General features: G+C 69.2%; 20 protein-coding genes and 2 pseudogenes. 15 read left to right on the top strand and 7 right to left on the bottom strand.

Translation table 11 applies throughout. The features are described from left to right. Positions 1-392 precede the first annotated feature (392 nt). From RUR_RS28615 to add, 14 genes are all read left to right on the top strand, one after another. Positions 393-1,160: an ABC transporter permease gene (locus RUR_RS28615; protein ID WP_283138324.1), complete on the top strand. Its 768-nt coding sequence runs from the start codon at positions 393-395 to the stop codon at positions 1,158-1,160. A 61-nt stretch (positions 1,161-1,221) separates the two neighbouring features. Beyond that, complete coding sequence (locus RUR_RS28610; protein WP_283138323.1) at positions 1,222-2,019, top strand: ABC transporter permease; 798 nt, start codon at positions 1,222-1,224, stop codon at positions 2,017-2,019. Positions 2,020-2,046: 27 nt separating this feature from the next. After that, on the top strand, positions 2,047-2,829 hold the full coding sequence (locus tag RUR_RS28605) for an ABC transporter ATP-binding protein (RefSeq protein WP_283138322.1): 783 nt from the start codon (positions 2,047-2,049) through the stop codon (positions 2,827-2,829). Positions 2,830-2,949: 120 nt separating this feature from the next. Next, a complete protein-coding gene (locus tag RUR_RS28600) occupies positions 2,950-3,984 on the top strand; it encodes an ABC transporter substrate-binding protein (protein WP_283138321.1) in 1,035 nt (344 codons plus the stop codon). A 37-nt stretch (positions 3,985-4,021) separates the two neighbouring features. Then, a complete protein-coding gene (locus RUR_RS28595; RefSeq protein ID WP_283138320.1) occupies positions 4,022-5,422 on the top strand; it encodes a dihydroorotase in 1,401 nt (466 codons plus the stop codon). Next, positions 5,412-6,047 carry a cysteine hydrolase family protein gene (locus tag RUR_RS28590; protein ID WP_283138319.1) on the top strand — a complete coding sequence of 212 codons (636 nt, stop codon included), beginning with the start codon at positions 5,412-5,414 and terminating at the stop codon, positions 6,045-6,047. The genes RUR_RS28595 and RUR_RS28590 overlap by 11 nt, the downstream gene beginning before the upstream one ends. Before the next feature lies 1 nt (position 6,048). Continuing rightward, positions 6,049-6,516 (top strand): (2Fe-2S)-binding protein, encoded by a 468-nt coding sequence (locus RUR_RS28585; protein ID WP_283138318.1) that lies wholly within the window; start codon positions 6,049-6,051, stop codon positions 6,514-6,516. Next, positions 6,501-9,884 carry a molybdopterin cofactor-binding domain-containing protein gene (locus RUR_RS28580; RefSeq protein WP_283138317.1) on the top strand — a complete coding sequence of 1,128 codons (3,384 nt, stop codon included), beginning with the start codon at positions 6,501-6,503 and terminating at the stop codon, positions 9,882-9,884. Before RUR_RS28585 ends, RUR_RS28580 begins: the two co-directional genes overlap by 16 nt. Continuing rightward, entirely contained in the window at positions 9,877-10,086 is a 210-nt protein-coding gene (locus RUR_RS28575; RefSeq protein WP_283138316.1) for a hypothetical protein, read from the top strand. Before RUR_RS28580 ends, RUR_RS28575 begins: the two co-directional genes overlap by 8 nt. Continuing rightward, complete coding sequence (locus RUR_RS28570; RefSeq protein ID WP_283138315.1) at positions 10,079-10,591, top strand: thiamine pyrophosphate-binding protein; 513 nt, start codon at positions 10,079-10,081, stop codon at positions 10,589-10,591. Before RUR_RS28575 ends, RUR_RS28570 begins: the two co-directional genes overlap by 8 nt. Next, positions 10,588-11,181, top strand: coding sequence for a thiamine pyrophosphate-dependent enzyme (locus tag RUR_RS28565; RefSeq protein ID WP_283138314.1), 594 nt, complete (start codon positions 10,588-10,590; stop codon positions 11,179-11,181). The genes RUR_RS28570 and RUR_RS28565 overlap by 4 nt, the downstream gene beginning before the upstream one ends. After that, positions 11,178-12,638, top strand: a complete 1,461-nt coding sequence (locus tag RUR_RS28560) for an amidohydrolase family protein (protein WP_283138313.1) — start codon at positions 11,178-11,180, stop codon at positions 12,636-12,638. Before RUR_RS28565 ends, RUR_RS28560 begins: the two co-directional genes overlap by 4 nt. Positions 12,639-12,860: 222 nt before the next feature. Continuing rightward, on the top strand, positions 12,861-14,012 hold the full coding sequence (locus RUR_RS28555; protein WP_283138312.1) for an exonuclease domain-containing protein: 1,152 nt from the start codon (positions 12,861-12,863) through the stop codon (positions 14,010-14,012). A 213-nt stretch (positions 14,013-14,225) separates the two neighbouring features. Further along, positions 14,226-15,245 carry an adenosine deaminase gene (gene add, locus RUR_RS28550; RefSeq protein ID WP_283138311.1) on the top strand — a complete coding sequence of 340 codons (1,020 nt, stop codon included), beginning with the start codon at positions 14,226-14,228 and terminating at the stop codon, positions 15,243-15,245. Positions 15,246-15,299: 54 nt separating this feature from the next. Here add and RUR_RS28545 read toward each other — a convergent pair whose 3' ends face one another. The 5 genes from RUR_RS28545 to RUR_RS28525 form a co-directional block, all read right to left on the bottom strand. Further along, positions 15,300-16,742, bottom strand: coding sequence for a VCBS repeat domain-containing M23 family metallopeptidase (locus tag RUR_RS28545; protein WP_283138310.1), 1,443 nt, complete (start codon positions 16,740-16,742; stop codon positions 15,300-15,302). A 96-nt stretch (positions 16,743-16,838) separates the two neighbouring features. Further along, positions 16,839-17,669, bottom strand: coding sequence for a helix-turn-helix transcriptional regulator (locus tag RUR_RS28540; RefSeq protein WP_283138309.1), 831 nt, complete (start codon positions 17,667-17,669; stop codon positions 16,839-16,841). A gap of 240 nt (positions 17,670-17,909) precedes the next feature. After that, positions 17,910-18,740, bottom strand: a complete 831-nt coding sequence (locus RUR_RS28535; protein WP_283138308.1) for a helix-turn-helix transcriptional regulator — start codon at positions 18,738-18,740, stop codon at positions 17,910-17,912. A 192-nt stretch (positions 18,741-18,932) separates the two neighbouring features. Then, entirely contained in the window at positions 18,933-19,187 is a 255-nt protein-coding gene (locus tag RUR_RS28530) for a hypothetical protein (protein ID WP_283138307.1), read from the bottom strand. Between the two features lie 394 nt (positions 19,188-19,581). Beyond that, the gene (locus tag RUR_RS28525; RefSeq protein ID WP_283138306.1) at positions 19,582-21,888 is read right to left on the bottom strand and encodes an FG-GAP-like repeat-containing protein; all 2,307 of its coding nucleotides are present in this window, start codon (positions 21,886-21,888) and stop codon (positions 19,582-19,584) included. A gap of 337 nt (positions 21,889-22,225) precedes the next feature. Here RUR_RS28525 and RUR_RS28520 point away from each other — a divergent pair, with 337 nt between their 5' ends. After that, complete coding sequence (locus RUR_RS28520; RefSeq protein ID WP_283138305.1) at positions 22,226-22,831, top strand: DUF6461 domain-containing protein; 606 nt, start codon at positions 22,226-22,228, stop codon at positions 22,829-22,831. A gap of 358 nt (positions 22,832-23,189) precedes the next feature. On the opposite strand, the pseudogene RUR_RS36875 reads toward RUR_RS28520, so the two are convergent. Beyond that, positions 23,190-23,740: pseudogene (locus RUR_RS36875) on the bottom strand (protein-L-isoaspartate O-methyltransferase family protein). Beyond that, a pseudogene (locus RUR_RS28515) lies at positions 23,715-24,175 on the bottom strand (hypothetical protein); the annotation flags it as partial. The pseudogenes RUR_RS28515 and RUR_RS36875, both read right to left, overlap by 26 nt.

The raw sequence follows: 24,175 nt of genomic DNA, 5'->3' as shown, positions 1-24,175 counted from the left end.
GTACCCGAGCAGCGGTATGAGCTCTATGCGAGACGATATCTCGGAATGCAATACGTTGTCACGAGGGAAGGGTGATTCGGTCGGCCCTAGGGGTTCCTTCCGGTCTCTACGATGCCCTCCCCGGGTCCCTTCGAATCGGCTTTGAGCAGTCACGATGCCTGTGGGCTCAGGTTTCTCCGGGTGGTGACGCCTCCTGTTCGGGGATAGTGACCGATTTGCGATCAAGGATTGGTTTAGGCCCCCGATGTCCGGTGATTTGGGCGCTCGACAAGTCGGCTCGACAGATATCGCACCGTAATGTGAGATGGCATCCCGCATACTTGACAGTCCTGGAATGGCTCGCTTACATTGCGAACACCGGCAACTCAAGATCAATTTTTGAAGGGGGGCCGATGACCAGGGATGGCAAGCTTGGCGGCGCGATGCTCGCGCTCCTCGGGACCGCAAGCCTTTTGACCGCCTGGCAGCTGATCATTTCGTTCGGACTCGTCCCGGAGGCCTCCATACCGACGCCGTGGTCCGTCGCGCAGGCTTTGCCGGCCCTCCTCACCGATCGCGATTTCCTGAACGGCGCGCTCGACACCGTGACGAGCTGGGCGGTGACCGTCGCCATCGGATCGTCGGCCGCCGTCGTGATCGGGCTCGTCACGAGCAGCGTTCCGTTCCTCCGGCGCCCGACCGCCGTCGTCGTCGACACCTTCCGGTCGGTGCCCGCCACGGCGCTCATCCCGATCGGCGTCGTGTTCTTCGGGCTGGGGTCGCAGATGAAGATTTCGATCGCCCTCTACGCGATCTTCTGGCCGATTCTGATCAACACCGTCTACGGCGTCGCCTCGACCGAGCCGATGCGCCTGGACGCCGCTCGCTCGATGCGCTGGCCGTGGTGGCGGCGTCAGGTGTTCGTGATCCTGCCGAGCGCGATCCCGTCGATCCTCACCGGCATCCGGATCGCCACCGGGGTCAGCCTGATCGTCATCATCAGCACCGAGCTGCTGGGGGCCCGGAACGGGGTGGGCACCGTCCTGGTGCAGTACACCCAGGCGCTCCGGCCCGACGTCGTGTACGCCGGTGTGCTGCTGCTCGGCATGGCGGGCGCGCTGCTGTTCGGCCTGCTGGTGCAGGGCGAGCGCCGACTGGTCAGGTGGGCCTCCGTTGGCTAGCCGGTCAGTATCCGATGCGGCCGCGCCGGCGGCGACGTCCCACGGCGGGCGGATGGGCGGCGTGGGACGTGCGGCCGCGCGCGTGGCCGGGGCCGGCTGGCTGGTGGCCCTGCTGCTCGCCGCCTGGGAGGTCTACGCCCGGATCTGGCCGTCGGTGTTCTTTCCGCCGCTCAGCGAGGTGCTGGGCAACTTCTCCCGGATGTGGCTCTCCGCCGACGCCTCGTCGCTGTTCACCTCGGACCTGCTCCGCGAGCAGGCGGGCACCAGCCTCGGGCGGTTCGCGATGGGCTGGCTGCTCGCGGTCGTGGTGGGGGTGACGCTCGGCATGCTGCTCGGGCGCAGCCCGGTCGCCTCGCGGATGTACAACCCGACCGTCCGCTTCTTCACCGCGGTGCCGAACACCATGCTGCTGCCGATCGCGGTGCAGATCTTCGGGATCACCTCCAGGATGAACGTCTTCTTGATCTTCCTGGGCACCGTCTGGGTGATCATCATCAACACCGCCGACGGTGTCGCCGGGGTCGACGAGATGTGGCTGCGCAGCGCGCGCAGTCTGCGGCTCAGCCGGTGGACCCTCTATCGCAGCGTGGTGATCCCGGCCGCGATGCCGCGGATCATGACCGGCCTCCGGGTCAGCCTCGGCATCGGCCTGATCCTGATGATCATATCGGAGCTCTACGCGACGACGGTCGGGCTCGGATTCCAGATCGTCGTGGCGGAGAAGAGCTTCCTCTACGTCGACATGTGGTCGGCCTTCGTTTTGGTCGGCCTCATCGGCATCGTCCTGAACTCGATCTTCACCCTGGTCGAACGGCGGGTGCTGCGCTGGCAACGCCGTTCCAGTCTGTCGGACCTGTGACGTCGGCACCGCTACGAGAGGAATCCGATGGACTTAGTCGTTGACGACATCAGCAAGACCTACGGGCAGGGCGCCGCGGCACGCGTCGCGGTGACGTCGGCGTCGCTGACCGTCGGAGCGCAGCAGCTGGTGTCGATCGTGGGACCCTCCGGCTGCGGGAAATCCACCCTTCTAATGATCATGGCTGGGCTGCTGAAGCCCAGCTCGGGCCGGGTCGCCCTCGGCGAACGGCGGGTGGACGGGCCGCCCGTGGGGCTCTCGGTGGTGTTCCAGGACTACAGCCGATCCCTGTTCCCCTGGATGACCGTGCGCCGGAACCTGACGATGGCGGCGGCGGCCTACCGGCTCCCCAAAGCCGAACTGAAGAACCGGGTCGAGCAGGCCCTGACCTCCGTGGGCCTGCCGGCCTCGGGCGACCTCTACCCCTGGCAGATGTCCGGCGGCATGCAGCAACGCGTGGCCATCGCCCGCGCCCTGGTCGTCGAGCCCACCGTGATGCTGATGGACGAGCCGTTCGCGGCCGTGGACGCGCAGACCCGCGCCGACCTGGAGGATCTGGTGCTGCGGGTCCGCGACGAGTACAAGGTCACGATCGCGTTCGTGACCCACGACATCGACGAGGCGGTCTACCTCGCGGACCGGGTGGTCGTGATGGCGGCGGGCCCCGGCCGGATCCTGGAGGAGATCGCCATCGACCTGCCCAAGCCACGCGACCAGGTCGAGACCAAGCTGGACCCGAACTTCGCGGCCTTGCGCAGCGAGGTGTTCCGGCTGGTGATGCGGCCGGGCACCACCCAAAAGATCAGCTGATTCCGCCCGGTTCCCGGCGTCACGCCCGCCGAGCCCACGGATGCGGCGACCCCACCCCCCACCGCGTCACCGGCGAGGGGGTCATCAATCCATGGATTTCAGTGTGAGGAAGGAACCATCGTGAAGACAGACTCCACCCCCCGCCGCGTCCGGCGGGGCCGGACGCTCGGGGGGCTCGTCCTGGCCGGTGCGCTGCTGGTCGCCGGATGCGGGACGTCCGCCGACGACGCCGGGGGCGACTCGGCGCAGCCGGCCGGATCCGGGGGACCGCAGACCCTGAAGGTCACCACCCTGGGGCTGTGCAACGAGATCTCCGTCTACTGGGCCCAGGCCAAAGGGCTGTTCGCCAAGCACGGGGTGAACGTCCAGACGGTGAAGTCCACCGGTGGGGCGGCCGGGCTGTCCGCGCTGCAGAGCGGGGACATCGACCTCGCCTTCACCAACCCGTTCTCCACCATGATCGCGATTTCCCGGGGCATCCCGCTGCAGTGGATCGCGACCGCGTACGGCACCCCCACCGACGAATCCGCCGCGACGAACGCGATCGCCGTCGCCAAGGACTCGCCGATCAAGAGCGCCAAGGACCTCGAAGGCAAGACGATCGGGGTCAACGAGATCGGCGGGATCAACCAGATCATCACCACCGCGTGGCTCAAGGAGAAAGGCGCCAACCCCGCGGGCGTCAAGTTCGTGGCGCTGCCGTTCAACGAGCTGGCGTCGGCGGTCGCCACCGGGAAGATCGCGGCGTCCCAGACTCCGGCGCAGACCGTCGACCCCAAGCTCGGCCTGAAGACGCTCGGCGACCCCTACGTGGTGGCCGGCAAGGGCAAGTCGCTGGTGTTCGCCGGCTACGTCACCACGACCGAGAAGTCCAAGACGCTGCAGAAGGCCATGCAGGGCTACCAGGCGGCGCTCATCGAAGCCGACACCCAGATCAACGACCCCGCCAACAAGGAGGAGCACTTCACGCTGGCGGCCCAGAACTGCAAGCAGGACGTCAACGTGCTCAAGGCGATCAAGGAGAACCCCTACCTCGCCGAGGTCGACGCCGGTGCGCTGACGCAGATGGCCCAGATCCTCAAAGACCAGGGCGTCATCGCCGACCCGCCCGCGGTCGACTCGTTCGTCCCGGCGTATGTGGTGAAGACCGGCTGACGGCCCACCGCCGGAAATCGTGTGCAAGGAGTACGTCATGCAAGTGGACACGCTGATAAAGGGCGGCCGCCTGGTCACCCCGCACGGCATCGTCGACGCCGCGATAGCGGTGCGCGACGGGCGGATCACGGCGATCGGCGATGAGGATTCCCTGCCCGCCGCGGCGGAGGTGATCGACTGCGCCGGGAAGTACGTGCTGCCCGGCCTGGTCGACCCGCACGTCCACCTCGGGGGCGGGCGCCCGCTCACAGAGATCTTCGCCTCGGAGACGGCGTCCGCCGCGATCGGCGGGGTCACGACCGTCCTGCAGTACCGCCGGAGCGGCACCTCGTTCTTCGAGACCTTCCCCGCCGAACTGGAGGTCGCCCGCACCCGGATGCTCGTCGACACCCAGTTCCACTTCATCATCGCGACGATGGAGCAGGTCGAGGAGATCCCCAAGTACGCCGAGGAGTTCGGGGTCACCAGCTTCAAGTTCTACATGGGCGGCTACGAGCCCGGGAACCCCATCGGGCTGGTGACCGTCAACGACGCCCTGCTCTACGTGGCGATGGAGCGGATCCGCGAACTCGGCCCGTACGGCTGGTGCATGGTCCACTGCGAGGACGACTCCCTGGTCAGCCACCTGACCTCGTGCGTCAAGGCCCGCGGTGGCAACGACCTCGCCGCCTACACCGAGTCCCGGCCGGACTTCGTCGAGGAACAGGACCTGCTGCGCGCCATCTGGCTGGCCGATCTGCAGAACTGCCCGCTCTACGTCCCGCACACCACGGTCGGCATGGCCGTCGACGCCGCCGCCGAATCCCGTCGCAAAGGCCGTACCGTCGTCCTGGAGACCTGCCCGCACTATCTGGCGCTGACCGCCGACGACGAGCGGCTCGCCGCACAGGGCCCGGGGGTGGGCAAGGTGGCGCCCGCCCTGCGCGACACCGAACACCAGGCCGAGCTGTGGCGGGGGCTGCGCGAAGGCTGGATCTCGACGATCGGGTCGGACCACGTCCCGATCGCCAAGAACGGGCGCGGCTTCTGGGAGGAGGCGCCCGGGTTCGCCGGGCTCGCCACGATGCTCCCGGTCGTGCTCACCGAAGGCGTGCTGCGCGGCCGGATCACCCTGGAGAAGGTCGCCGAGACCATGTCCTACAACCCGGCCCGGCTCTTCGGGCTGTACCCGAGAAAGGGCGCTCTGCAGGTCGGCTCGGACGCCGACCTCGTCGTGATCGACCTGGACCGGGAGGCCGTGGTGGGGCCCGAGGTCACCCAGAGCGAGTTCCCGAGCGCGTTCGAGGGCATCCCGCTGCGCGGCTGGCCGGAGCTCACCATGCGCCGCGGCGAAGTGATCTACCGGGACGGCGAGGTCCTCGCGCAGCCGGGCAGCGGGCGGATCGTCGAGAAGGTCGCCCCGGACTCCACCAAGGGAAGGAACTGGCATGCCGCTTGACGTGCAGCTCGATCGGGCCGACGTCGGACTGCTCGTCGTCGACATGCAGAACGGCTTCTGCCACCCCGAGGGGACCCGCGGCAAAGCCTTCGGCGCCGACGCGGTCCGCCGCCCACAGGAGATCATCCCGAACGTGGTGGCGGCGATCGGCCTGGCGCACCGGCTCGACATCCCCGTCTGGTTCACCCGGCAGGTCCACTACGCCGACGACGCCACCCGGACCCGCCGCCGCATCCCCTCCCACCTGGAGCGGCGCGGGGTCAAGCTCGAACTCTGCCGCCGGGGCACCTGGGACGCCGAACTGCTGGACGAGATGAAGGAGGTCCGGCGCCCCGAGGACGAGACCGTCGTCAAACACCGGTCCAGCGCCTTCTACTCGACCACCCTGGAGTGCGAGCTGCGCATGCGCCGAGTGCAGGTGCTGGTGGTGACCGGCACCACGACCAGCTTCTGCGTGGACTCCACCATCCGCGACGCCTACGCCCGGGACTTCGACGTCGTCGTCCCCGCCGAATGCGTGGCCGACTCCGACGACGCGGCGCACGAGGCCACCCTGGCCTGCATCGACCGCTTCCACGGCGTGGTGACCAGCCTGCCGGAACTGACCCGGGCCCTGGGCGCCTGAGATGCGGATCCGCGTCGACGGCGACATCGTCGAGGACCCCCTCGCCGACCAGGGCGACTCACTCCTCGCCGTGCTCCGGCGGGGCGGCCGTACCGCGCCGAAGGCGGCCTGCGGCCAAGGCGAGTGCGGGGCGTGCACGGTCCTGCTCGGCGACCGCGCGGTCATGTCGTGCGTGGTGCTCGCGGCGGGCGTCGACGCCGAGGTGACCACCGCGGCCGGGCTCGGCGCCGACGACCTGCGGGAGGCGTTCGCCGACCACGTCGCCTTCCAGTGCGGGTTCTGCACCCCCGGGCAGATCGTCCGCGCCGAGGCCGTCCTGCGGGAAGGCGTCCACCGGACGCGCGAGGAGATCGTCCGGGCGATGGCCGGGAACGTGTGCCGCTGTACCGGATACGTCCAGATCGTCGACGCGATCGTCGCCACCATGGAGAAACGGCGAGCCGAGGAGCCCGAATGCGACCGAAGGTAGTCGGCACCCGGGTCCGGCCCCTCGACTGGGACGCCAAGACCGCCGGAACCGCGCGTTACGCGGCCGACGCGCGGCCCGAGGGCACGCTGGTCGGCAGGATCCTGCGTTCGCCGTACCCGCACGCCCGGATCGTCCGGCTCGACGTGGACCGGGCGTCGCGGGTCCCCGGGGTCCGGGCCGTGGTGACCCACCGCGACCTAGCCCCCGGGGTCGTCTACGAGCACAGCGGCGAGCCGTACTCCGACCGGCCGCCGCTCGCCGTCGACCGGGTCGCCTACGTCGGGCAGGAGGTCGCCGCGGTGGCCGCCGACACCGCGGAGGCCGCCGAGCGGGCGCTGCGGCTCATCGACGTCCGCTACCGGCGGCTCCGGCCGGTGCTGTCCACGGCCGCGGCGCTCGCCGCGCGGGCGACCCGGGTTCGGCGCCGGGAGGGCGGCGACAACGTGGCGCTAGCCGTGTCGGGCGTCTGGGGTTCGGCCGAGCTCGCCCGTTCCCGGTCGACCGTCACCGTGGGCGGCTCCTTCGACTACCCGCGGGTCACCCACGCCTGCATGGAGCCGAACACCACGCTGGCCTGGTGGCACGACGACCGGCTCGAACTGTGGACGTCGACCCAGGCCTCGCACTTCGTGGTGCACGAGCTCGCCCGGGTGCTCGGCCTCCGGCTCGACCAGGTGGTCTGCCGGGACGTCGCGGTCGGCGGCGGTTTCGGCTCGAAGTCCAAGGTGTCCGAGCACGAGGCGATCGCCGGGCTGCTGTCCATGCGGAGCGGCCGGCCTGTCCTCGTCGAACTGACCCGGGCCGAGGAGATCTCCGCGACCAAACCGCGGCACGCGTTCCGGACCACGATGCGCGCGCACGCCGACGACACCGGGCGGATCCGCTGGTTCGAGGCGGAGGTCGACGTCGACAACGGCGCGTTCAACCACTACGGCCCGTCCGTGATGCGCGCGGGGATCAAGCAGATCGGTTCGCTGTACCGCCCGGACGCGGTCAGCTGGAGCGGCCGGCTGATCGACACCAACCTCACCCCCGGCGGCCAGTTCCGCGGCTACGGCGCCCCGCAGACCGCGCTCGCGATCGAGTGCCTCGTCGACGAGCTGGCCGAACGCACCGGGATCGATCCGATCGAGTTCCGGATTCGCAACGCGAACGAGCCCGGGTCGGTCGCGCCGGCCGGGGCACGGATCGGGTCGGCGCGGCTCGTGGAGTGCCTGGAGTCGGTACGCGAGCTGATCGGCTGGGACGAGCACCGGCGCGATCGGCACCCTTCACGCGGCCTCGGCGTGGCGGTCGGCGTGCACGCCAGCGGGTCCTACGCCTACCCCGGCGGGAACGTCAGCGCCGCCGGGATCGACGTGACCTCGGCCGGTGAGGTCGTGGTGCGGTTCGGCGGGTCCGACGCCGGGACCGGGCAGCGCACGATCCTCGGGCAGATCGCCGCCGAGGTGCTGGACGTGCCGATCGGCCGAGTCCAGGTGATCATGAACGACTGGGACGAGGCACCGCCCGACATGGGGGCCTGGTCGTCCCGGGGCACCCACATGGGCGGGCACGCCGTCAAACGGGCCGCCGAGGCGATGGCCGAACGGCTGCGCGCCCTCGGCGCGGAGAAACTCGGCACGGAAGACGTCAGGCTGTGCGGCGGACGCGTCGAAGCCGCGGGGGCCGCCGTCGACATCGGGGAACTCGTCGCCCTGGCCCCCGAATCCGCCGACGGGCGGCTCCGGATCGACACCGACTACCTCGAAGAGCGGATGGAGCCGTACTGGACGGGCATCCCCAACCCGAACATCTCCCCCAGCTACACCTTCGCCGCGCACGCCGTACAGGTCGAGGTCGACGAGGACACCGGTGAGATCAGGATCCTCGACTACGTGGCCGCGCACGACATCGGCCGCGCCATCCACCCCGGCATGGTCGAAGGCCAGATCATCGGGGGCGTCGTGCAGGGCTTGGGCGCCGTCCTCGGCGAGAATCTGATCTACGAGGGCGGCCGGGTCGTCAACGCCTCCTACCTGCACTACCCGCTGCCGCGCTCGACGACCGCGCCGTCGATCCGCGCCGTGCTCATCGAGGGACCGGAGGAAGCCGGGCCGTACGACGCCAAGAGCGTGGGGGAGATGTCGATCGTCCCCCCGGCGCCCGCCGTGCTCAACGCCGTGTACGACGCCGTCGGCATCCGGTTCCACAGTCTGCCGCTCACCCCCGACGTCGTGCTGCGCGCGCTGGCGGAGAAGCGCGGGGCACCCCGCAGGCGCCACCACCTGTTCCGGCGCCCGGGGCGCTGGCAGATCGAACTGTTCCGCCGGCTGTACCCGCTCGGCATGCACGCGATCCTGCATCGATTCGGCACCTCGTTCGCCCGGCGCCGGCCGCCTCGGCCCGTACGCCGCGTCGTCACCCCGGCGAGTGTGCCCGAGCTGACGGCAGCGCTCGCCGGCGAACCACCCGGCGAGGTCGCGGTCGTCGGCGCGGGGACGGACCTCACCACGCAGCGCGCCCAAGGGCTGGCGAATCCGCACACCTTGGTGTCCGTCACCGCGGTCACCGCGCTGCGCCGGCTCCACGCCCGGGCGGGCGGCGTCGAGATCGGCGCCGCCGTGACCCTCACCGAGCTGGCCCGCTGGGCGCGCGACCGGATCCCGATGCTGGCCGACGCCGTCGAGACGATCGCCTCCGCGCAGATCCGCGACGTCGCCACCGTCGGCGGCAACCTCGCCCAGGCCAAACGGTGCTGGTTCTTCCGCAACGGGTTCGACTGCTACAAGCGGGGCGGCGCCACCTGCCCGTGCTACGCCGTCACCGGGGACCACCGGTTCCACCACGCGGCCGTCGACGCCCACCGCTGCCAGGCGGTCACCCCCTCGGACCTGGCCACGGTCTTCGCCGCGCTGGACGCAACTGTACGGGTGGGCGACCGCCACGTGCCGATCGGCGGGTTGTACCGCGGCCCCGGCGAGCTGCGGATCGGCCCCGGCGAGTTCATCGAGTCGGTGTCGCTGCCCGAACCGGGTCCGGAGCGCCGCGGCGTCTTCGAGAAACTGCGGCTCTGGGACGGCGACTTCGCGGTCGTCTCCCTCGCCCTGGACGTCGGGCTCGACGCCGAGGGCCGCTGGCATCGGCCGAGGATCGTGTACGGCGCCCTCGCCCCGGTGCCGTGGCGCCCGGCCGCGACGGAGCGGGCGCTCGACGGGCGACGCCCCACCGAGACCGAGCTGACCACGCTGATCGAGCGCGAGTTCGAGCGGCGGGCGCATCCGCTGTCCGGCACCGCGTGGAAGCTCGACGCCGCCGCCGGTCTGCTGCGCCGTGCCGCCAGGCGACTGAACGGCGACACGCCGGAAGGAGGAGACGACGATGCCTGAGAACAGCCCCGCCGCTCAGGCGAACGGGGCCGGGGTCGCCGCGTCGCTCCCCGACAGCCGGCTGAGCTCGCTGATCGACGCCGTCACCGGCACGCCGGAGATCACCCATGTCCGGGTGACCCGGGGTGGCTCCGGTCTGCTGCGGCGTGCCGCCGGGAGACGGTACGGCGGTACACCGACGGGAGGAGGCGACGATGTCTGACAAGGTCCGTGCCGCGCAGATTACGGCCCGGCTGCGCGCGGGAGGAGCCGAGATCGCCGCGTCGCTCCCCGACAGCTGGCTCAGCGCGCTGATCGACGCCGTCACCGATACGCCGGAGATCACCCATGTCCGGGTGACCCGGGAGGACGACGGCGTCGCGGTCTGCGCCGGCGCGTCGTTGATGGGCCGCCGAGCCGTACTCGTCTGCCAGAACGCCGGCCTGCTGCTGTCGGCGAACGTGCTGGCCGGCTACGCGCACCACCACCGCATCCCCCTCGTGGTGATCGCCGCGGACCGGGGCGGGCCGGAAGACGGCTTCTATTACCAGGCGTACAAGGGCAGGGTCACCCCAGGTGTGCTGACCGCCTTGGAACTGCCCTGGCACCGGGTCGGCGACGCGCGGGACGACTGGCTGTTCGAGCGGGCCTTCGAGCAGGCCGCCATGCACCGAAGCCCCGTCGTCCTGCTCTGCTCCCGTGCCGCGCTGACCGGAGAGTCCCTGTGAAACGAAACGATGTGGCACAGGCGGTGGCCGCCGCGGCGCCGGACTACGTAGTGATCACGAGTCTGGGCAGCGCCGGACGGGCCTGGCGGGAGTGCGGCGGGACCAACCCGGTCTACCACTGCTCCGACCCGATGGGGGCCGCCCCCGCGTTCGCACTCGGCGCCGCCCTCGCCCGGCCCGACCTGGAGTTCCTCCTGCTGGAGGGGGACGGCGACCTGACGATGAACCTGGGCGCGCTGCTCACCGTGGCCGGCGCGGCACCGGGCAACCTGCGGGTCGTGGTCTTCGCCAACGGCCGGTACGAGACCGGAGGCGGCCAGCCGCTCGGTGCGGCGGACCGGGCCGACCTCGCCGGGCTCGCCGCAGCGGGCGGCTGGGCCTGGACGGGCACGGTACGGCGCGGCGCACCCGCCGCGGACCTGGCGGCGGCGGTCGGCGCCCTGCTGGCGGCGCCCGCCCCGGCGCTGCTCGTCGCATGCGTCGACGCCGAACCCGCACCCTACGGCGGTCCGGGGCCGCACTCCGGAGACGAGGCCCGAACACTCTTCCGGCACCGGCTCCGCGAATGGCTTGAGAAAGGAACCCGATGACCACCCTGATCCTTCGCCGGGCCCGGCTGCTCGATCTCGACCACGACGGGTCGATCGGCGACGTGGTCGTGGCCGGCGGACGCGTCGTGGCCGCAGGGCCCGACGCCGGTGCGGCGTACCCCTCCGCCGAAACCGTCGACCTCGGCGGCGACATCCTCATCCCCGGGCTGGTCAACGCGCACACCCACTCCAACCAGAGCATCGAGAAGGGCCTGTGCGACGCGCTGCCCCTCGACGCGTGGATGGTCGTCGCCAGCTACGGCGGTGCCGGTGCCCGGCTCAGCCCCCGCGACCTCTACGTCTCGGCGATGGTCGGCGGCCTGGAGATGATCCGCACCGGCACCACGTCCGTCCTGGACTGCGCGCGCGCCGACCTGGAGTGGATCGACGAGGGCATGGACGCGATCATGCAGGCGTACCTGGACCTGGGTATGCGCGCCTCGGTGGCCATCCAGTTCTCCGATCTGGACTTCTTCTCCTCCATCCCGGTGGAGCTGGTCCCCGGGGGGTCGGCCCTGGTCCGGCCGCCGCTCGCCCGGCCGGACCAGGTGCTCGCGAGCGCCGACCGCTTCCTGGACCGCTGGGAGAAACGATCCGAGCGGGTACGGCCGCTCCTCGGCCCGTCGTCCCTGCCGCGCTGCTCCACCGAGCTGTTCGGCGCGGCCGTCGACCTGGCGCGGTCCCGCGGTGCCCGGATGCAGACCCACCTGCTGTCCGCGCGCTCGCAGATCGACGTGGCGCGGACCCGGTTCGGCGGGTCGACCGTGGCGTTCCTGCGGGACATGGGGGCGCTGGAGGACTGGGCCTCCTTCGCGCACGCGATCTGGCTCGACGAACGCGAGCAGATGATGTTCGCCGAGTCCGAGGCCGTCGCCGTCCACAACCCCGCGAGCAACCTCAAGCTCGGCGCCGGCGTGGCGCCCGTACCGGGCCTGCTGCGCGCCGGCGCCCGGGTGGCCATCGGGTCCGACGGCGCGAGCAGCAACGACACCCAGAACATGTTCGAGACGCTGAAGCTCGCCACGCTCATCCACCGGGTCCAGGGTCCACCCGCCACCTGGCCGACCGCGGCCGACGGGCTGACCATGTGCTGGCGGGGCGGCGCTCGGGCACTCGGCGCCGACGTGGGCCGGATCGCGGCCGGTGCCCTCGCCGACTTCACGGTCCTCGACGCGGACCAGGTGTGGCCCGCGCCCGCGGCCCAGCTCAGGAACCAGATCGCCTACGGTGAACTCGGATCGGCGGTGCGAAGCGTGTACGTCGACGGCCTGCCGGTGCTCCTGGACCGCCGGGTGACCACGGTCGACGAGGCGGCGATCCGGGCGGAGGCACGGGAGCTCACGACGCGGATCTGGAGTTCGCTCCCGGACAGGCTGGCCAGGTTCGAGGAGCTGAGGCCGATGCTCGAACGGATCGAGGCCGCCGCCGGTCTGCGGTCCGACCCTTCCTGCGGCTAGCCGGGGACCACCTGCGGGATCCCGCCGGTTCGCGGCCGGAATGAGGTGACACTTGTTCTGGCGAAATCTCGAAATATCCGACAAAAAGGAAGTAATGCGCCGACGGGAGAAGTCTCTTCGGTCGTGGTCCATCACAGAATAGTTACGCGGCCGAATTTCGCCCTGTTCGTCCTTTCCCGCGATGCCACGCTTTTATCCCGGGCACGCGGAGAGGACGGGCAGATGGCCATCGGCTATGCGGTGATCGACCTCGAAACCACCGGACTCTGGACCGCCCGGCACGATCGTGTGATCGAGGTCGGTGTCGTCCACCTCGATCCGGCGGGGGAGACGACCGGGGAGTGGAGCACCCTGGTCAACCCGGAACGGGATCTCGGGGCGCAGCACATCCACGGGATCGGTGTCGCCGACATCCGCCACGCGCCGACGTTCGGTCAGATCGCGGGGGCCCTCGTGGACCGGCTGCGCGGACGCGTGCCGGTGGCGCACAACCTCGAGTTCGACCTGGGATTCCTGCGGAGCGAGTTCACCCGGCTCGGCGCGATGATCCCGGATTCGGGGATCTGCACGATGCTGGAGGCCGAGCGGTTCCTTCCGGGTACTCCGCGAACCCTCGCCGAGTGCTGTGCCGTGGCCGGCATCCCCCTCGACGGACATCATGACGCGCTCGTCGACGCCCGGGCCGCGGCTGGGCTGCTCCGCCACTATCTCGGCCTGGCCCGTCCCGTGCGCCCGTGGCGGACGGTCCATGCCAAGGCGGCCAAGGCGACGTGGCCTTTGATCGAGGACTCGGGTGCGGTCTGGGTACGGCGCGGCGTCTCAGCCGAGCGCGTGAGCCACTTTCTCGATCGTGTGCCGCAGACGACGACACGGCCCGGTGACGGAGCCGACTACCTTGCCCTGCTCGATCACGTGCTGCTGGACGAGCACATCTCCGTTACCGAGGCGGACGCCTTGGTCGACATGGCGGACAAGCTCGGGCTGTCCCGTACGGATCTGGATCGGCTGCATCGGGGTTACCTCGCGGCCGTCGCCGCCGACGGCCGTGACGTCGAGCCGTTCGCCGAACTCCTCCGGCTTCCGGTCACGGCCGTCGAAGAGGCTCTCGCCGCCTCCGGATCGGCGGTTCCGCTGCCCCGTTTCCAACTGCAGCCGGGTGACCTCGTCGTGTTCACCGGCGAGGTGGACGGCGGGCAGGACGTGTGGGAGAAACGTGCCCGCGAGGCCTCTTATGTGCCGCATCCCAATGTGACGAAGAAGGTCCGGCTCGTGGTGGCGGCCGACCCCGATTCCCTGTCCGGTAAGGCGAAGAAGGCCCGCGCCTACGGAATCCCCATCGTCACCCCGGAGGGATTCGCCCGCATGCTCGGGTGACCCGGCCGTTCGCCGTACCGGCCTCTCCCGACTGGGGAGGGCCGCCGTAAGGCGGCAAACGACCACAAGCCGTTGTGCCGCCGCCCGCTCATCGTCGGCTCACCCATGGTGGTGATCAACGCGGGCTGGATCAACAGCAAATCTGACATTCTGGCGTTAGATTAGCCCTCAATCTCTATGCCTGGGCGAGATGCCGCTCCTATCGTCGTTCGTATGACGATCGATGAGTTCATCAGGGCGCTGCCGAAGGTTGAGCTGCATGTGCATCTGGTCGGGTCGGCCTCGGTGCCAACCGTGCTGGAGCTGTCGCGCCGCCACCCCGGCAGCGGTGTGCCCACCACGGAGGAGGAACTACGCGCCTTCTACACTTTCCGCGACTTCCCGCATTTCGCCCAGGTGTACAAGGCGGTCAACGCGCTGGTCCGCGAGCCGGAGGATCTCCACATCCTGGTGACGGGTCTCGCCCGGGACCTGGGCGAGCAGGGCGCCCGCTACGTCGAACTGCAGGTCACGCCTTACAGTCACCGGGTCGTCGGCATGCCCGCGCGGGCCGTGACCGAGGCGCTCGACCTGGCGGCCCGGCGGTCGGCCGAGGAGTACGGCGTGCGCGTGGCCTACATCTTCGACGTCCCCGGCGAATGCGGTGCCGAGGCGGCCGAGATGACTCTGGAGCATGTCCACAAGGAACCTCCCGCCACATTGGTAGGTTTCGGGGTCGGAGGCATCGAGCAAGCACGGCCTGCCTACCGCGACGTCCTCCGGGACGTGTTCGCCGCGGCCCGTGCCATCGGACTCCACAGCGTGCCGCACGCCGGGGAGATGACCGGCCCGGAAACCATCTGGGAGGCCGTCGAAGGACTCGGCGCCGAGCGAATCGGCCACGGCGTCAACTGTCTCGCCGACCCGCGTCTCATCGCCCACCTGAGGGAGACCCAGCTCCCGCTGGAGGTCTGTCCCACCTCCAACGTCTGCACCGGCCAGGTCGCCCGGATCGAGGACCATCCGCTGCCCCGGTTGCTGGCAGAGGGGCTGTACGTCACGTTGAACAGCGACGACCCGCCGATGTTCGGTACCACGCTCAGCCGGGAGTACCAGGTCGCGGCGCACGTGTTCGGCCTCGGGAAGGCCGAGCTGGCCGGCCTGGCCCGCAACGCCGTCAACGCCTCCTACCTGGACGCGCCCACCAAGCGGCAGCTGCTGACGGAGATCGACACGCTGAGCGCAGCCTCCTGACGCCCGGGCAGGCTCCCGATCGGCGTGATCGGGAAGCCTGCCCAGGGGTTGCGGCTAGAGGGCCATCAGTTTGAAGCCGGCCTGGTCGATGTAGCGTGCGGACCAGAAGGTCCCGTCGCCCTTGCCGGGATACCAGTGCATACCGTTGCTTCCGTCGTAGACGGCGAGCAGGTCGCGTTTGCCGTCGCCGTTGAGGTCGGCGAGTTCCATGTGCCGGAAGCCGGCCTGGTCGATGTAGCGTGCGGACCAGAAGGTGCCGTCGCCTTTACCCGGGTACCAGTGCATGCCGCCGGTGGCGTCGTACACGGCGAGCAGGTCGGCCTTGCCGTCGCCGTTGAGGTCGCCGACCGCGACGTTCTTGAAGCCGGCCTGGTCGATGTAGCGTGCGGACCAGAAGGTGCCGTCGCCCTTGCCGGGATACCAGTGCATGCCGTTGCTCCCCTCGTAGATCGCGAGGAGGTCCAGGATGCGGTCCCCGTTGAGGTCGGCGAGCTCCATGTGCCGGAAGTTCGCGTGGTCGATGTAGCGTGCGGACCAGAAGGTGCCGTCACCCTTGCCCGGATACCAGTACAGGCCCCCGGTCGCCTCGTAGATCGCGAGCAGGTCCGCCTTGCCGTCCCCGTTCAGGTCGCCCTTGGCCATGAGCTTGAAGTGGGCCTGGTCGATGCGGCGGGCGGACCAGAAGGTGCCGTCACCCTTGCCGGGATACCAGTTCATGCTCTGGTCGCCGTCGTAGACGGCGAGCAGGTCGGTCTTGCCGTCGCCGTTGAGGTCCGCGTGGCCGGTGCCTGTTCCGGGCGGTCCGGGCGGAGGCAGCGGAGGCTCGCTGCCGCCACCACCGCAGTTGTTGCTGGTGCGGTACTGGTTGGGGGAGGGGCTCCCGCCGATGTAGAGGGGACCGGTGGTGGCGTCGCCGTCGGTGGTGATGCCGGAGGGGATGCCGTTGAAGTGGGCCTCGGTCTTGTCGCGGACGCCCCGGGTCCTGGTGGGGTCGAGGGTGTCGTCGAGTTGTTCGTAGTGCAGGTGCTCGACGCGGGTGGCACCGGTTTTGCCGACATTGCCCAGGTAGCGTCCCTGGGTAAGGGTCTGGCCGGTGGCGACGGCGGGCCAGGTGACCATGTGGCCGTAGACGGTGGTCCAGCCTCCGCCGTGGTCGATGATCACGTGGTAGCCGAGTCCCCAGCGGGTTCCGACGGTTCCCGGGGGCGCGTTGCTGCCGTCGGCCCATCTGCCGTCCCATCCGGCGCGCAGGACGCGGCCGCCGGCCGCGGCGACGATGGTACGGCCCGCGGTGGGCCCGCCGCTCGCGAAGAAGTCGATGTCGTAGTCGTCGTGGCCGCGATAGGTGGACAGCCGCCAGTTCTCCCCGCACAGGAAAGGCAGCTGGAACAGGGGCCGCAGCGTCGCGGCCGAAGCCGAAGCCGAGGCGGTTGCGGACACGGGTATCGCGGCGATCGCCGCCACGACGGCGAGTGCCGTCGTCAGGAGTCGGTTCACCGAGTGCTCCTCTCTCCGATGAAGCCGAACCGAGAGTGGCACCGGGTTGTATACGCGATGTATAAGCGACCGTGATCGGATATCGGGATCCGAAGGTCAGGGTGTGACCCGCAGGTCCCGGGACGTCCGCCGTCCCGTACTCAGCTGGCGGCGCAACGCCGAGGGCGTACGGCCCACCTTCTGGACGACGGTCCTGGTCAAGTGGGCGTGATCGGCGAACCCGTGCCGGGTCGCCAGGTCGGCCAGGTTGTCGGCGCCCTGGGCGAGGTCTTCGAGGACCGAACGCACGCGCAGCTCGTTCCGGTAGTCGGTGACCGATCGCCCGGTCATGGCGCTGAACACCCGGCTGACGTGGTGGGGTGAGTACCCGATGGCCTTGGCCAGGGAGTCGAGGCCGATCGTCGGGTCGTGGTTGAGCGCCTCCCGGACCGAGTCGGTCAGGGAGCGGTGCGCGACCAGGGTGCGTGGCCGCCGGCCCGGGCCGGGGCGCTCGGTCCGGGCCGGCAGGGCGGCGAGCAGCGCGTGGGTCCGTTCGGCCATCTCGAACCCGTCGGTGCCGCGTCCGGCGGCGGCGATGAGTTCCCGGTGCCGCAGGTCGAGAGCCGGGTTCGCGGCGAAGAACCACTCCCGGTTCCCGCGGTGCCCCTGGACCAGGGTGTCGTAGGCGTCGGGAGTGAGCTGGATCCAGGTCAGCCGGGCCTCCCGGCCGAAGACGCGCTCCTCGACCCCGATGCGCGCGATGTATCCGTAGGCGGCGTCCAGGAACTCGGTGCGTCCGACGGCGGCTCTGCGGAACCAGCCGGACCGTACGAGGCAGATGGCGTCCACGGTCTCCGGCAGGGATGGCGACCAGGTGAGGGCGGCCGGCTGGAAGTGGATGTCGGCGAGGACGACGCCGGTGACCTCAGCCAGTCGTTGAACGCGCAACACGGGTCCTCCACGAAGGCCGAACGAGTGGGCTGGGAGACGGCCGCCCATCTGAATTCTGCCGGTTCGGTGATGAGGATTCGGCGGATGCCGGGATGATTTCGGGTATTCCAAATTGCATGGTACGTGCCTGCGGCAGGTCGTGGGCGAGCGTCCGCAGGCCGTACCGGCAAGCGTGCCGTACGCCCTGCGGGGCCGCCACCCCACCTACCGGCGCGGATTCGCTCACCTGGCGGATGGCTAGGAAGCCGCCGCGGTTTCACAGCGCGTTCGTCGTTCCGCGTGCAGGAGGCGGCGCAGCTCCGACGGGTTGCGGCCGACCTTCCGGATGACGGTTCTGGTCAGGTGGGCGTGATCGGAGAATCCGTGTCTGGACGCGAGGTCGGCCAGGTTGTCGGCGCCGTCGGCGAGTTCTTCGAGAACGGCGCGTACCCGTAGCTCGTTCCGGTAGTCGGTGACGGACGTGCCGGTCACGGCGCGGAACACCCGGCTGAAGTGGTTGGGGGAGTAGCCGACGGCCTGGGCCAGGCGGCTCATCGTGATCGTCGGATTGTGGTTGAGCGCTTCCCGGGCCGAGTCGGCTATGGCTTGGTGGGTGACCCGGGTGTGGGGCCGCGTGCCCGGGCCGAGCCGCCGGCCCAGGGGCGGCAGCACGTCGAGCAGCGCGTAGGTCCGTTCGGCTATCTCGAACTCGTCGGTGCCGCACCTGGCGGCGGCGATGAGTTCCCGGTGCCGCAGGTCGAGGGCCGGGTTCACGGCGAAGAGCCAGTCCCGGTTCCGCCGCTGCCCGCGGTCCAGGGTGTCGTAGGCGTCGGGGGTGAGCTGGATCCAGGTCAGCCGGGCTTCCCGGCCGAAGACGCGCTTCTCCACCCCGCGGCGAGCGATGTATCCCTGGGTGGTGTCCAGGAACTCGGTTCGCCCGGCGGCGGCTCTGCGCAACCAGCCCGATCGCAGGAGGCAGACGGCGTCCATCGGCTCGGGTGCGGGCGTGGACCAGTCGAGTGCGCTCGGCCGGAAGTGGATATCGGCGAGGATGAAGTCGGCGAGTTCGACCAGTCGTTGAATGCGCAATATGGCCCCTCCTTGAAGGCCTGCAATCTGATTGAGCGGTCTTCGTCCGGCCCGGTGAGAACCGTCGGCAAGGCGCCCGAGGTTTAGGTACGGCGAACGCGTCATGACTCTGGGTGACCCGGCCTGGACAAGCCGGGCCGAGGCCGAACGTGGGATCGTCGACGGGTCCCGCGGGACCGTCGTGCCGGGAAATCAGCCAATCAATCGGTTGACGTCCACGGCCTGCACCCGCCAGACGTACGCGCTGCCGTGAATGAATGTTCCGTCGGGCACGTTCGGCGTGCCCGAGGGCGCGCCCTGGACGGTCCGCTCTCCGAACTTGGCGCCGTCCGCGCAGGCCGCCTTCGGGGCGGCGGTGGCCTGCGATCTCGCTATGGCTGCGGGTGCGGGCACCACGGTGCCCGTGGACAGCATCATGACCGCGAATGCGATCGATCGTTTCCTCATCGCTCCTGAACCTCCAAGCATCCTTTAGCAGGAGCGTGATCCCGGGCCGTATATCCGGCGTATATTTCGATCATGTCCCGGTCGATCGGGGATGCGTTCAGGGCGACGGAGATTCACCCGGGGCGCATGCCGTACGGGCTCCGCCACCGGTCGCCGTCTCCCCGGCGTCGCAGCTCAAGCCGTACGGGCTCCGCGGTGACCCGGCGGGCTACCGGCTGAGCGGCCGCAGGCCGTACCGGAATGGGAAGTCCCGGTCTCGGAAGCAAACGATCGACTCGTCTTGAGGCGGGATCCCTGCCGATGAGATTCTCCGGGACCCCGGCGGGTTGCCGGGCCGTACCGACAGGAGACGAGCCGGGCAGGCATGAGGAGCCTGCCCGGTCGATCGCCGTGGTCAGAGGGCCATCAGTTTGAAGTTGCCCTGGTCGAGGGGGCGCGCGGACCAGAAGGTGCCATCGCCCTTGCCGGGATACCAGTACATCGCGTTGCTTCCGTCGTAGACGGCGAGCAGGTCGCGCTTGCCGTCCCCGTTGAGGTCGGCGAGTTCCATGTGCCGGAAGTTGGCCTGGGAGATGTAGCGGGGTGACCAGAAGGTGCCGTCGCCCTTGCCGGGGTACCAGTGCATGCCGTTGCTTCCGTCGTAGACGGCGAGCAGGTCGGCCTTGCCGTCCCCGTTGAGGTCGCCGACCGCCAGGTTCTTGAAGTTGGCCTGGTCGAGGGGGCGTGCGGACCAGAAGGTGCCGTCGCCCTTGCCCGGGTACCAGTGCATGGCGTTGCCGGCCGTGTAGACGGCGAGCAGGTCCAGGTTGCCGTCGCCGTTGAGGTCGGCGAGTTCCATGTGCCGGAAGTTGGCCTCGGAGAGGTAGCGTGCGGACCAGAAGGTGCCGTCGCCCTTACCGGGGTACCAGTACATGGCGTTGCTCCCTTCGTAGACCGCGAGGAGGTCGGCTTTGGAGTCGCCGTTGAGGTCGCCCTTGGCCATCAGCTTGAATCCGGCATGGTCGATGAAGCGTGCGGACCAGAAGGAGCCGTCGCCCTTGCCCGGATACCAGTGCATCTCGTGGTTGCCGTAGACGGTGAGCAGGTCGCTCTTCCCGTCGCTGTTGAGATCCGTGTGGTTGGTACCGGCCGGTGGTGTCCCGGGGGGCCCGTTGTTGGGGGGCTCGTTCGCGCCGTCACCGAGACTGCGGTCCGCCTGATTCCAGGTGCCGTTGAACCAGATGTGCTTGATGCCTCCGCCGGCGTTCTTGCCGGTGATGTGGAACATGTCCTTGTACTTGAAAGCGCTGGGATTTCCGGACATTTGGCCGCCCGGGGCCTCCCGGTTCCATGAACCGTCTCCGTTCCGCCACCAGTGGTAAATCGTACTGTCGGTGCCACGGGCCACGACGTGCAGTGCGCCACGGTAGACGGCGGCTGCGGGCGCACCGGCGACGGACCGATTCTGGCCGATAAGGCTGGGAGAAGTCCAAATGTGCCAGTCAGGACGATGTGATGGGAAATCCCAGTACCAGATTTGGTTGTCGGTACCCCGGACGATCGCGTGCAGCGTGTACCCCCACGGGTCTCCGGACAAGTCCGGATCGTCGGCTCCGGCTCCCTCCAGTTGGAGCCGACGCCCGGAGGCGGAGAGACCCCCGCCGAACAGCCAGCTCCACATCTTGTTGTCCGCTGCCCTGGCGACGATGTAGAGGCCTTGGTGGAAGCCGGCTATCGCCGGCTTTCCGGTGATCTGCAGGCCCGGGTCGACGTTGACCGGGTTGGACCAGCCGGAAGGAGTGGTCCACCACCGGTACAGCAACCCGTTCGTGCCTCTGGCGGCGACGTGCAGATTGTTGTTGGGTCCGTAGAACGCGACGTCGGGGTCGGCCGAGACCTCGCCGGGCAGGACGTTGAATCGCCAGCCGCCGCCACGGGGGCTGAAGTACACGTCGATGAGTTTGTTGTCCGCTCTACGGGCGATGACATGGAGTTCGCCCTTGAACACGGTCACCGCCGGTTCGCCGACGATCCGGTGGCCCAGGGAGTTCAGGTGCCAGACGGCCGTCTTCGGGTCGTACCACCGTTGCATGAGCATGCTGTCGCCGGGCCGGGCGGCCAGGATCTGGAGCTGCTGGTCCAGGCCGAAGTCGTACTGGACGGCTGACTGCCGCCCACCGGCGGCGCAGCTGTTCGTGCTGGTGGCGTAGTGATCGCCCAGCTGGGCCATGTTGGTGACGCGGCCTTCCAGCACGGGGATCTGCCGCTCGTTGGTCGGATTCGAGAAGTCCCCGTTGTTGTCCCCGTTGAAGTCGTACGCCTGCTCATAATGGAGGTGGGGCGCCGGTGGGTATCCGATAACACCGATTTTGTCGACATAGCCGATGACCTGTCCCTGGCCGACATAATCGCCGAGCCGCACCGTGATGCCGCTCATGTGCATGTAGCTGGAGAACCAGCCGTTTCCGTGGTTGATCTCGACTTCGCCGTTGGGGGTGGGTTCGGGTGCCTGCGTGACGTGTCCTGCCGCTGAAGCGAGTACCGGTGAGTACTGGGTTGTGCTGTCGTCAACGGCGTAGAAGTCGATTTTCGCGTCCTGCGGATTGTGGTTGTCCCGGGATGTGAGGTTCCAGGTCTCGCCGCAGGGGAAGGGGAGCCGGAAATCCGGCCGGGGATTCATCGCCTGTACGGGCGAAGCCGCGATCACTGTGCCGTAGGCCATGTTGACTACTGAGAGGGCTATGGCAATCCAACGTTTTCTCACGGTGTGCCGTCTTTCGAGCTTGAGCCACTCATTCGATACGTCGCCCGGGCGCCGGACATCTCAGGATCCGATGCGCAGTGTGCCACCGCGGCTCAGCCGGGTGCTTGACCCCTCATGCTCGGCTCGCCGGCACCGCGACGCTGGACGAGCCGGATCCCTACGAGGTCGACTATCGACACTTCACGCTCGATACATGCCGCTCCAGGGCGGGGACGAAGCGGCCCAACGCAAGTAGTCAACCGCTGCCGCTCGGGCCGGAGGGCCGGGCGGCAGCCCCGCCAGAGAGGAACCAGACATGACAGGCGATCATCTCTTTCAACTGCTTCGTTCCTACGACCCCAGCGACGTGTCGATGCAGGAGTTCTATGCCCTGTGGCGCGAAGGCATTTCGGCTGAGGAGGCCGTGGCCGTGCTCGGCGGCGACACGGCGACGGGGACGCCAGACCGATTCGGCGAGTGGGGGTCGGGGTCGGACGGCAGTGGCGAACAGGCCGGCGGCCTCCTGGTCGGCGCATTCAGCGGCTGGACCGTGCTCATCGGTGATCATCGTTGCGTGGGCGACGAAGCAGCGATCAAACTCTCTCGCCAGAACAGGCGGGCTCTCGCGTTGGAGTGGGACTTTCATGGGGAGTGCCGGCTCAAGTACGCCCGATCAGGGGAGCTGATCACCATTCTGGACGTCCTGGACATCGACTATCGATCCGGCTCCGATCCCGATGCCCTTGACCCGTACCTGGAAGGCCTGCGCTTCAGCCTCGACGAGGAACCGGCGGTCGAACCCGCCGAGTCCTTCACCTCGGCACTCACCGCTATCGGCAGAGTGGTGGGCCGTCAGATTAACCGAGATTGGCTGGATTCACCCCACACCAGTTATGCCATCCCCGCCGATGACAGCATGTGAGATATCCGGCGTCGCTCGCGCCTGCGGCCGTGTTGGCAGACGCCGGCCCAGGTCTACCGCCGACCAAGTAAGTCATCTGATCCATCCGCGCCATTTGCCGCGCATGAGGCGAATGGCGCCGCTGGGGGTCACGCAGGCCGTGGCGCCTCGCAACGGCAGTTCCCCTTCGGTGACCCAGAGGTGCCGGATATCGTCGAGGATGTCCCAAAGGCGCCGGGTCCGCTCTGGTGAACGGTAGGCAACCCGTCAGCCGTGCCCGTGGCCCTGGCCCATGACCCGTCCGCGTGGACCATGCGGGCGGTGCGCCGGCCATCCTCGCCCTTCTCATAGCCGTGTCTGATCCCGGGGGAGACGACTTCTAGCATGGCCGGCAGATCCCAGTTCCAGTCCACCGGTAAAACCGGGTAGCGACCTTGTGAAACGTCGTCTCCTTCAAGGTCGCGCGTCTCGTCCAGCATTCGGCTGAGGTCGGGCGGATAGTCGGATTCCGACCGCGTCTCCATGAACATGGCGCGGTCCCACTCCACGCGGCCGATTGCCGCGAACGGCCGTCCTCCTCGGTCTTGTTCGCTGTGACGATCAAGCTGGTGTTGGCGATGGTGGTGACGAGCCGGCCGCCTGGTCGCAAGGCGGTGAGCCAGCTTGCCGGAATCGGCCGTACCGACACCATCGACACGATCCGGTCGTAGGTGGCCGGCAAAGGTCCGGTGGCGTCCAGGGGGAGCACCCTGGGGTGGAGATCGATCGCCTCCAGCCGCTCGGACGCGGCCTCGGTGAGGTAGCGGTCCACATCGACGCTGGTGACATGCGAGTCCCCAGGGACCTGGAGAGCAGCGCTGTGCTGTATCCGGAGCCGGTGGCGACATCGAGCACATCCGCCCCGTCATAGATGTCCGCGTACTGGAGCATCTGGACGACCAGGCTCGGAAGGGTCGACGAGGATGGACGAGGATGTGGGACGGCTCTCCTGGGACCGGTCGCCTGGTCGGCCGTGATCGGCATGGACACCGCCGACCCGGGCGACCAGGGTCTCGTTGCCGTAGGCCGCCGCGAGCCACCGATCGTGGTCGCTGGGCCCGTCGTTCAACTCCCAGTACCGGAACTCCCCCGGAGGTCTGCTCCACCAGCGCGGGACAAAGCCGTGCCGGGGCGTGTTCGCCACAGGCTCCCGCCATCGCGAGCCCCGGGGGACAGCGGTCGCGGCTAGTTTGGCGGCGTGGCCGGTCCAATCCATAGAGGTTGAGTCCCTAGCGGCGTTCCTGGTGAGCGGGCGCAGCCGGGTGGCGCGGCGGCGGGCGGGCCGGTCCAGGCCCCCGACGTCCACAGCGGCCCGGGTGCTGTCGG

The organism is Rhizohabitans arisaemae, from assembly GCF_025996515.1.
Classification (GTDB): Bacteria; Actinomycetota; Actinomycetes; order Streptosporangiales; family Streptosporangiaceae; genus Rhizohabitans; species Rhizohabitans arisaemae.
The sequence above is the reverse complement of the archived record's forward strand: the minus strand, read 5'-3'. Positions and strand labels throughout refer to the sequence as shown.

Bases quoted from the DNA above. Each gene is read 5' to 3' on its own strand.
- RUR_RS28615 (WP_283138324.1), top strand. From the start codon at position 393: ATGACCAGGGATGGCAAGCTTGGCGGCGCGATGCTCGCGCTCCTCGGG.
- RUR_RS28605 (WP_283138322.1), top strand. From the start codon at position 2,047: ATGGACTTAGTCGTTGACGACATCAGCAAGACCTACGGGCAGGGCGCC.
- RUR_RS28595 (WP_283138320.1), top strand. From the start codon at position 4,022: ATGCAAGTGGACACGCTGATAAAGGGCGGCCGCCTGGTCACCCCGCAC.
- RUR_RS28590 (WP_283138319.1), top strand. From the start codon at position 5,412: ATGCCGCTTGACGTGCAGCTCGATCGGGCCGACGTCGGACTGCTCGTC.
- RUR_RS28585 (WP_283138318.1), top strand. From the start codon at position 6,049: ATGCGGATCCGCGTCGACGGCGACATCGTCGAGGACCCCCTCGCCGAC.
- RUR_RS28580 (WP_283138317.1), top strand. From the start codon at position 6,501: ATGCGACCGAAGGTAGTCGGCACCCGGGTCCGGCCCCTCGACTGGGAC.
- RUR_RS28575 (WP_283138316.1), top strand. From the start codon at position 9,877: ATGCCTGAGAACAGCCCCGCCGCTCAGGCGAACGGGGCCGGGGTCGCC.
- RUR_RS28570 (WP_283138315.1), top strand. From the start codon at position 10,079: ATGTCTGACAAGGTCCGTGCCGCGCAGATTACGGCCCGGCTGCGCGCG.
- RUR_RS28560 (WP_283138313.1), top strand. From the start codon at position 11,178: ATGACCACCCTGATCCTTCGCCGGGCCCGGCTGCTCGATCTCGACCAC.
- RUR_RS28555 (WP_283138312.1), top strand. From the start codon at position 12,861: ATGGCCATCGGCTATGCGGTGATCGACCTCGAAACCACCGGACTCTGG.
- add (WP_283138311.1), top strand. From the start codon at position 14,226: ATGACGATCGATGAGTTCATCAGGGCGCTGCCGAAGGTTGAGCTGCAT.
- RUR_RS28530 (WP_283138307.1), bottom strand. From the start codon at position 19,187: ATGAGGAAACGATCGATCGCATTCGCGGTCATGATGCTGTCCACGGGC.
- RUR_RS28525 (WP_283138306.1), bottom strand. From the start codon at position 21,888: ATGGCCTACGGCACAGTGATCGCGGCTTCGCCCGTACAGGCGATGAAT.
- RUR_RS28520 (WP_283138305.1), top strand. From the start codon at position 22,226: ATGACAGGCGATCATCTCTTTCAACTGCTTCGTTCCTACGACCCCAGC.